Below are 13,293 nucleotides of genomic sequence, written 5' to 3'. Positions count from 1 at the left end.
TTCGTATTTTTACATCTATTTTCAGCAGTTTTATCAACTATGTAAGTTACTCATTTAAAAAGATGATTACAACTTTGTCGTGTTAAAAGCTGTTAATCAACAAACAAGAATGTTAGAATTTAATTCCGATTTTCCTGCCTATGTGTCCCTAAATGGCGAAGTTATTCCAACAAGCGAGGCTAAGATATCAGTTTTTGATCGTGGGTTTAATTTTGGTGATGGTGTATATGAAGGACTGCTTATAGTTAATGGCGTTATCTTGTTTGAAGATGCCCATTGGAATCGGTTACAACGAAGTTTGAAAGCCTTAGACATGAGTTCTGATATTGCGCAATTAAAATTGAGAATACGTACATATCTTCAACATGAAGAAGTAGCAAAGAACTCAGCTTTTCTGTATGTGCAAATAAGTAGAGGAGTGGCTATGCGCGGTCATCAATACAATAAAAGTATTTCTCCAACGGTATTTATGTATGCAATTAATAGGGAAGTTACCGATATTAATGAGACATTTTTAGACACAATTTCTACCCCTGATAATCGCTGGCATCGGTGTGATATTAAAATGACATCTTTATTGGGGAATGTCATGGCAAAAACAAAAGCCATAAATACCAACTGTTATGAAAGTATTATGGTGCGAAATGGTCTCATTACCGAAGGCTCTCATTGTAATGCCTTTTTTGTGAAAAATGGTAGGGTATTCACCCATCCAGCGGATCACCATATTCTAAATGGCATTACCCGCTTAAAGGTTGTTGAGCTATGTAATGAACTAGGTATTCCTTTTACAGAACAAGCTGTTGCGTATAGTGAGTTAAAAACTATGGATGAAGCATTTTTAACCGGAACTTCAACGCAAATTGCTCGAATTCATAAAATTGATGATCATGAGTTCGATATCAATTTTAAAAATAGCATTACAATGCGGGTTCAATACGCCTATGCAAAGCTCAAGCGGGCATATATTAAAAAAGTAAGGTAACAAAAAGATCCCGAATGTTGTCATCCGGGATCTTTTTGCTAAATAAATAATTTATAGTAGTAGTCTTTGTTTTGTCTTTTACATTCCGAAAGCCACTTTTGTAAAGAAAACTAACATTGGTAAAACAAGTGCCGCAGTAAGTAGGGTACTGATAGCATTTCCGTTGCTGTCTTCATTCTTTTGGAAGTTCATTACATGAGAAGTCATTTTATCTTGGTTAAAGATCATATAAGTAGCTACATGTAAAGTAGGTTGTAATAATAATAAAGCTATTCTGTAAGGCAAACTTAACTCAAGTCCTACAACTTCTACCATTTTATATACGTAAAAGAAAACGGTTACTGAAAAGATAAAAGAAGTTTGAGCGTGTAAGTTGAAGGTTTTAATTCCAGCGTAGTTGAAGTACTGATAAACTTTCGAGTAAAATAAGATAGCGGGGTTATTCATGTCTTTTTGTTTAGGTGATTATTGTAAGATGTTGTTGCAATTATTAAACACCTACCCCCTAAAAAACCCTACCCTTTTCATTATTTTTTTTTCAAATTGTTTGTAAAAGCTTGATAATCAATATTCTGTTTGTTGTCAGGAAAAACTCTATTTCCTTACGAAAAACAAAAAAACCGTCTTAGATGAGACGGTTTTTTGACCAAATGTTTAAGGATAGGTTTAGACTTATACTAAAACAATAAGGATTTGGGGGCTTAGTTTAGTTTTAATTAAACTGCAAAAACAGTTATTGTAAAGAAAATGATCATAGGTAGGATAAAAGCGACGGTAAGTAAACTACTTATCGCATTGGTTTGTGCAGATTCATTTTCTATAATGTCTGATAATTTACTTGCCATTGCAGCACTATTAAAGTAAGAATATGAAATGAGATGCATCATGGGGCCAATAGCCAAAATCATTAATTGGATAAATACAGAAGCTTCTCCAGTAAAAAGTTGAACTACCTCAAGAAAATAAAAATACAAGGTCGCCGAAAAAATAAACGAAGCTTGCGCATGTACATTAATTGCTTTGATTCCGGCAAAGGTGAAATACTGCAGAATTTTAGCATAGAATAGGTTAATTGGGTTCATAGGTGTTGCTTTAGGGTTATAGGTGTTGTCAATGTTCGACATAGCGAATATATATTTACATCGATTATAAGCAAATAAATATCGATGAAATACTTAAATATTAACATTTGTTAACATTTATATATAAAATCATACCATTTTTAACCCAGCTTTAAGAAAGTATGATTTTGGGTGGATAATTAATAAGCGGCCTTAATACATTCAATAACTACTTTGTTGTTATCATGTACAGTGGTAAAAAATAAATAGGTATCACCACCATCTTTAATTCCGAATGATTTTTTGATCGTATCTGGATTTTCTGGAAAATTACGACAGCTTACATTTGCCTTAGCTCCTTTATAAAGTGACTTAATCTTCTTCTTATTAAAAGATTGTACTGCCACTACCTTAAACATGCGCCCAGGAAAATTGATTTTTGAATTTGATGTATATAAATGTGTGTGTTGATGCAGTTTCTTTAATGTGAACGCCTCCGCAATATTTTTGAATGCTCCAGATTTTAGGATAGCAGCGTTAGGTTCAAATAAATACTGCATGGGCTCGGCAAAATCTATAACAACTTCGGGAAGTGGTAATGTTGTTTTATAGATGGGTTGATCACTATCTAAATTAACAGCTATAAGATCGACTGCGCTTACCTGTTCTTTATTTAAAATCCAGAGCAATTCCTTTACTTCATTTTTGACAGCAACAATATGAATTTCCTGAACGTACTGTAGTTCTTTCAATCCGATACTAATATCGAGTAGCGGTGATGTTTTTATCAGTATATTATCTGCCTTCTCAAAAAGTAATGAGATGAGTTCTGGAATATTTGGAATACAATCCGCTAGAAAAAATACTTTTTGTTGGTTGTCATCACGTCTTGCGGGATCGACATATATCCAACTAAAATGGGATTTTGTATCCTTTAGATACTGAATCCCATCAGTGGCTACGCAGCTTACATTATTGGCTTGTAACTGTTCAAAGTTATGTACCGCTATTTCCGAAAGTTGTTTTTGTTGTTCGCAATGAATAAGAGTATCAACTTTTTTTGCCATATAGAATGCGTCCACACCAAAACCGCCTGTGATATCAATGACAGATGCTCCATTAATTAAACTCGCTTTGTAAGCGGCTGTAATTTCAGATGAGGTTTGTTCAATAGATAATGGAGTTGGATAATATATATTTGAATGTCTATGCCAGCTAGGAAGTTTATTCTTAGATTTCTTCTTTGCGATTAGCTGATCGATCAGCTCCTTGTTTTCAATATGTTCAAAAAACTGCTTTTTAAATGCTAGATCAAGAGGATCTTTCGATCCGTAGTTTTTTAAAAACTCTTGAACCTCTATATGTAAAATATGCCTATTCAAATGGGCTAGTTAAATGTCCTTGGTAAGGCTTTTTACCAGTTTGTTTTCTGCCAAAAACTCCTTTAAAATTACTTTAATGACAGTATAAGCGGGTACGGCAACGATCATTCCTATTACACCAAAAAGTAAACCGGCAATAATAATAATTAAGAAAATTTCTAAGGGATGCGATTTCACGCTACTCGAGAAAATAAAAGGCTGGCTAAAAAAGTTGTCGACCAATTGGGCCACAACAAATCCAATCATGACATATATAGTAGTTGGTAAAATAACACTGCTAAAATCTTCTCCCAAATTTGAGGTCATTGATAGGATCATTAACAAAACAGCACTTATAATAGGCCCAACGTAGGGAATAAGATTCATTAAAGCGCATAAAAATGCAATCACAATGGCATTATCAATTCCAAAAATTAATAAGACTATACTATAAAGAATAAATAGTATGAGAATTTGAAGTAATAAACCAATGAAGTATCGCGACAGCAAGCCTTTTATTTTTTCAAACGATTTATTGGCTCGTTTTTCTTTTCCTTTTGGTGTGAGCACCATAATACCATCAACTAATAATTGACTATCCTTTAATAAAAAGAAGGCAATAAATAATACCGAGAATAAACCAATACTAAAACTGCCGAAAGCTCCGACAACGGAGTTCAGAAAGTCGGGAATCATTTGAAAATTAAATTTTGAGAAAACATCCGCCTCTTTCACTTGTTCCTCAATATCGATATTCGAGCTATCAAAATAAGATAATACCTGGGCATATAGGTCCTCAAGATTTCCTCTTAAAGCATCGATATCTAATAAGGAAAGATTTTTTCCTTGCTCTAGAACAAGTGGGATAAACATGAAAAACACACCCAGCAAAAGCCCTACCATTAAAACCATAGTGGCTATAACCGCTAATGTATTTTTAAACTTCAGTTTACTCTTTAAGAATAATACAATGGGCCTTCCAATTAATGAGATAACGGCCGCAATAGCTATATAGCCCAAAACCGAACGAATTTGATAAAGAAAATATAGTAGGATAAAAATCCCAACAAGAATACCAACGGCTCTTAAAATGCCATTTGCTATGGTTTTTGGTTTCATTTAATTGATTTAGTAATGAAATATAACTATTAATTCATGAAGTTGCACTTACAAGTTGCTTAGATAATTCATAAAGTGCAATACCAGTTGCCTGCGTAACATTCATACTACTATTATGGCCATACATATCAATATGTACGGTAGTGTGAACTAACCTTAAAACTGCTTCGGAAACCCCAAAATTCTCTGCACCGACGATTAATGCTATCTTTTTAGATAGGTCTATGTTAAATGAACTAAGGGGAATGCTGTTTTCTGTGATTTCTATGGCAATTAGTTGGTAATCTTCCGTTACTAAATTTGAGATTTCATCTTCAATGTTATCCAAACAGGCATGTTCAATATGATTGATGGTTGCTCTCGCGGTTCTAAGAATTCGTTTTGAATTAAAGTCGATAGTGGCATTTCCGAACAGAAGCTTAGATACACCAAAAGCATCTGCTATACGAAATAGCGATCCGATATTAGCGGGCATCGAAACCCCATCGGCAATTAATACAATGGGAAGTGTTAGTTTCTCAAAATTGGTATTGTAATGGGTACACTGTTGCACAATCTTATTTTCTGCGAATCATTGTTTTGTTAAAACTGCTTACTGATTTTTTGTGCTGCGCGATAACCATAATAGGCAATGAAAAGGCCAAAGCGCCCAAAATACCAAACCTGAAAAGAATGTATAAAGCAATAATTAACCCAATGAGCCCTCCTATAAACATAAACATTTTGTTAGGGACTGCTATCAGACGGTTTAGGTGTTTGGCATTAAAATGTCCACAATTATTACAGTGTTCTTTAATTTCGTCCTTGCCCAGTCGCATTTGTAAGTCAACGCGATCTGATGCGTTCGTTTTATAACTATTTTCTTTTTTACAACTATCGCAAGAGTAACTTAATTTCATAAACTAGTTTTCAAAAACATATTGTACAATATTCGAACCCATGCGTAATGCTTTTAGCCTGACTTCTTCCGGGTCATTGTGCACAGCTGTATCTTCCCAGCCATCACCCAAGTCCGATTCTATGGTAAACAATAACACCAATCTTCCTTCATGAAAAATGCCAAGTGCTTGTGGTCGTTTCCCGTCGTGTTCGTGAATTTTTGGTAGTCCGTTTGGGAACTTAAATTTTTGATTAAAAATGGGGTGGTCGGCTGGAATTTCTGTCAAGTCCTTAGCAGGAAATACCTTTTTAATTTCTTTTTCAGCGTATTTAAACATCCCATAATTATCATCTATATGAAGGAAGCCGCCGCTCAATAAATAGGTGCGTAGGTTTTTAGCTTCATCTTCGTTGAAAAAGACATTGCCGTGCCCAGTCATATGAATAAAAGGATATTGAAAAATATCAACGCTACCAACTTCTACAGTTTGATGTTTAGCATCAATTTTAGTATTAATCTGTTGGTTGCAAAATGAAATTAGGTTGGGCAGTGCAGTAGGGTTTGAATACCAATCGCCGCCACCATTGTATTTTAAAATAGCAATTTCCTGAGCCTTTACGACACCTGAAAAAGTGCATAAACTCATGAAAAACCCTAAAATAAAATAACGCATTGTAAAGTATTTGAAATTACGCGGACTAAACCTACCAAATCAAAAATAAGAATAATTGCTATGCAGAAAATACTTTTTAGGATTGTTTTAGCAGCCGTTTTGGTGATAGGGGTAGTATTTGTATCGAATGCACAAGCCTCAAATAAAGATAAAATGACAATTAAAGGAGAGCCCGTGATACTTTTAGAATTGTTTACTTCTCAAGGTTGTTCTAGCTGTCCGCCTGCTGATGAGTTATTATCTGAAATAAGCGAAACGTATAATAATAAAAAGGTTTTTACCTTAAGTTATCATGTAGATTATTGGAATTATATTGGTTGGAAAGATCCATTTAGTAGCAAGAAATATAGCGACAAACAACGTTTATATGCCCAGAAGTTCAGAAGCCGATCCATCTATACACCACAGTTAGTCGTAAATGGCAGTGAGCATTTTGTGGGTAGTAGCGAGACTAAATTAAAGTCGGCTATAAAACGATATTCTGAGAATTACCAGTCGGACCAAAATATTGTAATTAAATCATTGAAAAGAAATGGCAATACTGTTGAAGCGAGCTATACATTTAATGGAGATTCAGACAGCAAAAATTTGCGAGCTGTATTAGTTGTAAAAGAAAAGACTACGCATATTAAGCGCGGAGAAAATAGAAATTTAACGCTTACCAATAAAAATATTGTCGCTGCTGAAGTAGGGGCAAAATTAATTACTGAAGCCACAGTAAGTCTTCAAATACCATCGTGGATTGAAAACAGTGATGAGCTGTCGTTAATCTTAATCGCAGAAGATGAGAATTTGACTACATTGACGGCTGTTGCTTCCAAGATTTCCAAATAGGAGGTAGATAATAATTCCTTCTCTTTGAGGAGAAGGTTAGGATGAGGAGTTTGTCTCATTCATCAACGCTACCGTATGACAGGCTACAATTGCTGCAGTTTCGGTCCGTAACCGTGTTTCACCAAGACTAACAGCAGTATAGTTAGCCGCCAGGGCTGATTCAATTTCGCTAGTAGAAAAATCCCCTTCGGGTCCTATTAAAATGGTGATATCCTTACCGGCAACAATCTCATTTTTCAAACTTATTTTATCAGTTTCTTCACAGTGCGCTATGAATAGTTCATCTGTATTTGATTGTTTAACAAAATCAGAAAAATTAATAACCTCATTCAATTTTGGTAAATGACATTGCAGCGATTGTTTCATTGCTGAAATCAATATTTTTTGAAGGCGTTCGTGCTTTACTACTTTACGCTCGGAGTGGTCGCAAATTATTGGTGTAATTTCATCAATTCCTATTTCGGTAGCCTTCTCCAAAAACCATTCGTAACGATCATTCATCTTCGTAGGAGCGACCGCTATATGTAGTCTGTAGTTTTTCTTTGACTGTTTTTTAAAAGAAATCACTTCTAGTTGGCATTTTCGTATGTCGGCTATTACAACGGTTACTTCAAATAGTAATCCTTTTCCATTTGTAAAATTTAATGTATCGCCTTCTTTTCTGCGAAGTACTTTTACCAAATGCCTACTTTCTTCTTTATCAATAAAAAAGTTTTTTGATGTTGCAGTAATATCAGCTTGATAGAATAGTTGCATAGATCGATGGTTAAAAACTAGTTCTGGCTTTCGCTACTACGCGATCATCAGCAAAGTTACCTTCCAAGTATTTTAGATAGCCGACTATGGCAATCATCCCGGCGTTATCGGTAGTATACTCAAATTTAGGAACAAAGGGTTTCCATCCGTATTGCGATTCCGCATCCTTCAATGCTTGTCGTATTCCCGAATTCGCAGAAACACCGCCGCCAATAGCAATTTGTTTAATACCTGTTTGTTTAGATGCTTTTACCAACTTATCCATTAAAATATTGATAATAGTATGTTGAATAGAGGCACAAATATCTGTTAGGTTCTCCTCAATGAAATTGGGATTATCTTTCACTTGTTTTTGTATGAAATATAGTATTCCCGTTTTCAATCCGCTAAAACTAAAATCGAGACCATCAACACGAGGTTTTGTAAATGAGAATGCTTTTGGATTTCCTTGCTTTGCCAGTTTATCTATCACTGGTCCTGCAGGATAATGAAGGCCTAGTATTTTTCCACTTTTGTCAAATGCTTCACCAACCGCATCATCGATGGTTTGACCGATAACTTCCATTTTAAAATAATCATCTACCCGAACAATTTGAGTATGGCCACCAGAAATAGTCATTGCCAAAAATGGGAAGTCTGGCTTATCAAAACCTTCTTCATCTATAAAATGAGCTAAAATATGCGCTTGCATATGGTCAACATCAATCAAAGGGATATCTAATCCTATTGCCAAAGACTTTGAAAATGAGGTTCCTACCAGTAAAGATCCCATAAGTCCAGGACCACTAGTAAAAGCTATGGCACTTAGTTGTTTTTTATCGATATTTGCTTGGGCTAAGGCCTGATGTACTACTGGTACAATATTTTGTTGATGTGCTCTCGAAGCTAATTCGGGAACAACCCCTCCGTATCGGTAGTGAATAGCCTGATTTGCAACAACATTGGATAGTATTTTGCCGTTGTGTAGTATAGCAGCCGCTGTGTCATCGCAGGATGATTCAATGCCTAGAATGTAAGTGTCGGTTTCTTTCAAAATGAAGAAAAACGTTAAGGTTTCATTAAAGTATAAAAAAAGGCACGGTCGTTGCACCCTTATTTAGCAAAATTAAAACTTTAAAGGCTATCAAAAAATTCAGAAAAATATTGGTTCGATTTCTTCTCGGAATCATGCTGCTTTTTTTGTTGCTTTTTATCATTTTCAATATCCCCGCAGTCCAAACGTATTTTGCTCGTAAAGCAACCAATAGTATTAATAAAGAATTCGGAACAAACATTAATATTGGTAGAGTAGGCCTTAGCTTAACCGGCAATGCAGATATTAAGGATATTTATATTGAAGACTATAAGAAAGACACGCTCATTTATATCAAATCATTAGAGGCTTCTATTCTTGGGATAAAAAATGCCATTAATGGTAAGTTAGAGTTTAGCGCTGTCGATATGGATGGTTTACAGTTTAATTTAAAAACGTATAAAGGCGAAGATTTTACCAATCTTGACGTATTTGTAGATAAGTTGGATACGCCTTCAGAATCAACAGAGCCATCTTCATTTTTATTAAAAGCAGCGGACATTGGTTTGGAAAATGGTGTTTTTAGATTAATTGATGAAAATTTAGAAACAGCTGAGGTTCTTAATTTCAAAAATTTGTTTGGTCAGCTCAGCGATTTTAAAATTTCTGGACCAAATGTGACCACCGATATTAATCAGATGTCATTTATAGACCAGCGTGGGCTAGAGATGGAACAACTAAAAACAAAGTTCTCATACAGTCTGTCTCAAATGAGATTTGATGAGCTAGAAATAAATACAAAAGACTCCGAAGTAAACGGTTCTCTTGTTTTTGATTACAAACGAGAGGATATGAAGGAGTTTACCGATAAGGTTAAAGTAAATGGCAGCTTCGTAAGTTCTAAGATTAGTTTTAACGAGATCAATTTGTTTTATGATGAATTTGGATTAGGTAACGCCTATTTCAGTTCTGATTTTACAGGGACATTAAATGAGCTGGAACTTAAAAAATTAAATCTCGTATCCTCCAACACGCGTATCAAGGGCGATATGTATTTCAAGGATATTTTTGACAGCAAGCAACCATTTTATATGGAGGCCGATTTAAAAGAACTTACATCAAATTATCAGCAACTAAGAAGACTCCTTCCAGATCTTTTAGGTAAAACCTTACCCTCTAGTTTTTCGAAACTTGGACAGTTTAAGATTAAAGGAAATACCATTATTTCCGAAAGCATGATCGATGCGCAGTTAACTGTTGATACCCGAATTGGTAGATCGGTTTCTAATTTAACATTAACCAATATCGAGAATATCGATAATGCGTCATATGAAGGTGTGGTCGAATTAAAAGGTTTTGATCTAGGCGATTTTTTAAACGATCCAATACTTGGTAAAGCATCATTAAAGCTGAATGTAGATGGTAAAGGTTTCGTACAAGAAACATTGAACACTGAGATTATTGGTACCGTTGATACACTCCAGTTTAATAACTACAAGTACAAAAATTTAGAAGTATCAGGTGTTTTAAAAGATCAGCTTTTTGATGGGTTTTTACAGTCTAATGACCCCAATTTGAAATTGCGTTTTGACGGTTTAGCAGATTTTTCGAAAGCAGAAAACCAGTTTGATTTCAAAGCAAATGTCGGTTATGCGAATCTGAATATTCTCAATTTTATAAAGCGAGATAGTATTTCCATTTTTAGAGGTGATATTGATATCAATACTGTAGGTACTAATATCGATAATATGACTGGTACCTTAAGTTTTAAGAAAACTGGATATCAAAATCAAAATGATCAGTATTACTTTAATGATTTTAATGTAAGCTCGTCCTTTAAAGATAGTATTAGAACCTTGACGTTTAATTCCCCTGATATTGTAAATGGAAAATTATCAGGACGTTTTTCAATAAATGAGCTAGATAAACTTGTTCAAAACTCTATAGGGAGTATTTATGCCAACTACAGTCCTTATGAGGTGAACATGGGCCAGTTTATTGACTTTAATTTTATTGTTTACAATAAGATTGTTGAAGTGTTTTATCCAGAGCTGAAATTCGGCCCTAACACTATAATTCGAGGTAGAATTGCAGCCGATAACGGTGAGTTTAAACTCAATTTCCGATCACCCAGAATCGATGTTTTTGATTATATGATGGATAAGGTGAGCGTTCAAATTGATAATAAAAACCCTCTTTTTAATACAGCCATAGAAATAGGTAAGATCGACGCAGGCTTTTATCAAGCTAGTAATTTTGATCTCATCAATAAGACACTTCGGGACACGCTATTCTTCAAAACAAATTTTAAAGGAGGTAAGCAAGATAATGATGATTACAATCTTAGTTTTTATCATACGATAGATAATAAAAATAGATCGGTTGTTGGTATTCAAAAATCGGAAGTAGATTTTAAAGGTAATCGTTGGTATATCAATAAGGAAAGAGATAGAAAAAATAGGGTAGTACTTAATAAAACACTAGATACGATAAGCATTGAGGATATCTCTATGAATCATGAAGATGAATTTATCAATATTCGCGGAGTGATGCTGGACAGCACTTATAAGGACATTGGTATAGGTTTTAAAGTAGTCGATCTTAACAAAATTACACCCGAGGTAGATAGTCTTAGACTGGACGGTGTTATTGATGGGAAAGTAAATATCATTCAGCGTCAAGGTGTGTATTTGCCTAATTCAAGAATGGTAATTTCCGATTTTAAAGTCAATAAATACGAGTATGGTAATTTATTAGTAGATGTTCAAGGAGACGAACGTTTACGCGATTTTGATGTAAATGCGTCGATAGTTAATGGTGATATTAGGCCGCTATTTATAAAAGGAGGCATTAATAAGAAGGCTCGTGGTTATGTCTATGATCTCGATGTTTCACTGGACAAATTTAAGTTAGATCCTTTTAGTCCACTTGGCGAAGATGTAATCCAACGTATTCGAGGAGATGCCACTGGAAAAGCAAAAATTTCTGGAGTTGTTGATCGACCTATGATTAATGGTTATTTAGAATTGGATAACGGGGGTATTTACCTACCCGATTTGAACGTTGATCTGGCAATGGATAACAATTCGACTATTCAATTACGAGAAGAGAGCTTTATTTTTGATAATATAAATATTACTGATACTGCATATCGTACAAGAGGAAATATTGATGGAAGTATATCGCATACTTACTTTGATGATTGGCGCCTTGACCTAAAGGTCTTAGCACCTAGACGTCTTATGGTATTCGATATTCCTGAAGGGGATGAAGCACTATACTATGGTACTGCTTTTATAAGTGGTGAAGGAGATATATTTGGTCCGATTGATGCGCTAACCATAAAAGCGGATGCACGGTCAGAAAAAGGGACTTCTATAGTAATTCCAATAGATGACACTGCCAGTGTGGGTGATGAATCATTCATCACCTTTATTGATAAAAATGAGTTAAAAAAGAGCAATGCTGAACGTCGAGTAGCAGAGGAGTTTAAGGGTATTGAAATGGAGTTTGATCTTGATATCACAACGGAAGCTCAGGTTTCGGTAGTTATTGATAAAAAAACAGGAAGTAAGTTATCTGGCAGTGGGGTAGGACTACTACTAATGCAGATTAATACTAATGGTAAATTTAATATGTTTGGTAGTTTCGCGGCTTATGAGGGTATTTATAACTACAAGACTTTGGGCGGACTTTACAGTAGAGACTTTGTAGTACAGCCCGGTGGAAATATTGATTGGCAAGGAGACCCTTATGGCGCCCAATTGACAAATATGACAGCTATTTATAGCCTAGAGGCGAATCCGGCTATATTACTTGCAAATGGTCAAGATTTTAATCGAAAAATCCCTACTGAAGTTTCTATAATTTTGGATGGAAATTTTGACGAGTTAACACCGTCTTTTAATATTGACTTCCCTAATGCGAGTGGCGTTGTAAAGTCAGAATTGCAATTTGCGATGCAAGATGAAGACCAAAAACAGTTACAGGCCTTATCGTTGATTACGCAAGGGGTTTTTATTGACCAGGTCAGTATATCTCAACAAGCACTAACTGGTAATTTATTTCAAACAGCCAGTAATGTATTCAATGACCTGATTTCTGGGGACGATGATGTGTTGCAATTGGGTGTTAACTATGATCAAGGAGATCGGTCTGGTTTAAACAATCTAAGGACAGAAGATAGGCTAGGTTTGACACTAAGTACAAGAATAAGTGATCGTATTCTTCTTAACGGTAAGTTTGGTGTACCTGTAGGTGGTGTTAGTCAAACAGTAGTTGTTGGTAATGTTGAGGTTGATATTTTACTAAATCAAGATGGATCATTACGCGCTAAAGTATTCAACCGCGAAAATGAGTTGCAGTTTGCCCAAGTAGCTGAAAATATTGGTTATACCCAAGGTGTAGGCTTGTCTTATGAATACGATTTTGATACGTTTAAGGAACTACTTCATAAAATCTTTAAGAAGGCCGACAAAGATGCTAAAAAGGAGAAAAAGCCCAAGCGTAAAAAAGACTCTGTGGCTGAACCAGCCCTGGTAAATTTCCGACCTAAGAAGTCTACTTCCAATAAATAATTTTCTTTCCCTTCAGTCGTCCCATTTTTTGGACA

The 13,293-nt window shown here is 35.0% G+C and carries 12 protein-coding genes; 3 read left to right on the top strand and 9 right to left on the bottom strand.

The window, feature by feature from the left end; translation table 11 throughout:
- Positions 1 to 109: 109 nt before the first annotated feature.
- Positions 110 to 985 (top strand): aminotransferase class IV, encoded by an 876-nt coding sequence (locus GWK10_RS01850; RefSeq protein ID WP_164029193.1) that lies wholly within the window; start codon positions 110 to 112, stop codon positions 983 to 985.
- Positions 986 to 1,063: 78 nt separating this feature from the next.
- Here GWK10_RS01850 and GWK10_RS01845 read toward each other — a convergent pair whose 3' ends face one another.
- The 7 genes from GWK10_RS01845 to GWK10_RS01815 all read right to left on the bottom strand — a co-directional run bounded on the left by GWK10_RS01845 (position 1,064) and on the right by GWK10_RS01815 (position 6,079).
- A complete protein-coding gene (locus GWK10_RS01845; RefSeq protein WP_164029192.1) occupies positions 1,064 to 1,432 on the bottom strand; it encodes a hypothetical protein in 369 nt (122 codons plus the stop codon).
- Between the two features lie 269 nt (positions 1,433 to 1,701).
- Positions 1,702 to 2,109: a hypothetical protein gene (locus GWK10_RS01840; protein WP_164029191.1), complete on the bottom strand. Its 408-nt coding sequence runs from the start codon at positions 2,107 to 2,109 to the stop codon at positions 1,702 to 1,704.
- Positions 2,110 to 2,246: 137 nt separating this feature from the next.
- Entirely contained in the window at positions 2,247 to 3,428 is a 1,182-nt protein-coding gene (locus tag GWK10_RS01835; protein ID WP_164029190.1) for a THUMP-like domain-containing protein, read from the bottom strand.
- Between the two features lie 9 nt (positions 3,429 to 3,437).
- Positions 3,438 to 4,526 (bottom strand): AI-2E family transporter, encoded by a 1,089-nt coding sequence (locus tag GWK10_RS01830; protein WP_164029189.1) that lies wholly within the window; start codon positions 4,524 to 4,526, stop codon positions 3,438 to 3,440.
- Between the two features lie 34 nt (positions 4,527 to 4,560).
- Complete coding sequence (locus tag GWK10_RS01825) at positions 4,561 to 5,079, bottom strand: TrmH family RNA methyltransferase (protein WP_317164663.1); 519 nt, start codon at positions 5,077 to 5,079, stop codon at positions 4,561 to 4,563.
- 4 nt (positions 5,080 to 5,083) lie between these two features.
- Positions 5,084 to 5,425, bottom strand: a complete 342-nt coding sequence (locus tag GWK10_RS01820) for a hypothetical protein (protein WP_164029188.1) — start codon at positions 5,423 to 5,425, stop codon at positions 5,084 to 5,086.
- A 3-nt stretch (positions 5,426 to 5,428) separates the two neighbouring features.
- Complete coding sequence (locus GWK10_RS01815) at positions 5,429 to 6,079, bottom strand: DUF4159 domain-containing protein (RefSeq protein ID WP_164029187.1); 651 nt, start codon at positions 6,077 to 6,079, stop codon at positions 5,429 to 5,431.
- 60 nt (positions 6,080 to 6,139) lie between these two features.
- Here GWK10_RS01815 and GWK10_RS01810 point away from each other — a divergent pair, with 60 nt between their 5' ends.
- Positions 6,140 to 6,913, top strand: coding sequence for a DUF1223 domain-containing protein (locus GWK10_RS01810; RefSeq protein WP_164029186.1), 774 nt, complete (start codon positions 6,140 to 6,142; stop codon positions 6,911 to 6,913).
- A gap of 36 nt (positions 6,914 to 6,949) precedes the next feature.
- On the opposite strand, the gene GWK10_RS01805 is transcribed toward GWK10_RS01810, so the two are convergent.
- Positions 6,950 to 7,669, bottom strand: coding sequence for a 16S rRNA (uracil(1498)-N(3))-methyltransferase (locus GWK10_RS01805; RefSeq protein WP_164029185.1), 720 nt, complete (start codon positions 7,667 to 7,669; stop codon positions 6,950 to 6,952).
- A gap of 10 nt (positions 7,670 to 7,679) precedes the next feature.
- A complete protein-coding gene (tsaD, locus tag GWK10_RS01800; protein WP_164029184.1) occupies positions 7,680 to 8,702 on the bottom strand; it encodes a tRNA (adenosine(37)-N6)-threonylcarbamoyltransferase complex transferase subunit TsaD in 1,023 nt (340 codons plus the stop codon).
- A 134-nt stretch (positions 8,703 to 8,836) separates the two neighbouring features.
- On the opposite strand from tsaD, the gene GWK10_RS01795 reads away from it, so the two are divergent.
- Positions 8,837 to 13,258 carry a translocation/assembly module TamB domain-containing protein gene (locus tag GWK10_RS01795; protein ID WP_164029183.1) on the top strand — a complete coding sequence of 1,474 codons (4,422 nt, stop codon included), beginning with the start codon at positions 8,837 to 8,839 and terminating at the stop codon, positions 13,256 to 13,258.
- The last annotated feature ends 35 nt before the right edge of the window (positions 13,259 to 13,293 follow it).

The sequence above is a fragment of the Spongiivirga citrea genome (assembly GCF_010671565.1).
GTDB lineage: Bacteria > Bacteroidota > Bacteroidia > Flavobacteriales > Flavobacteriaceae > Spongiivirga > Spongiivirga citrea.
The sequence above is the reverse complement of the archived record's forward strand: the minus strand, read 5'-3'. Positions and strand labels throughout refer to the sequence as shown.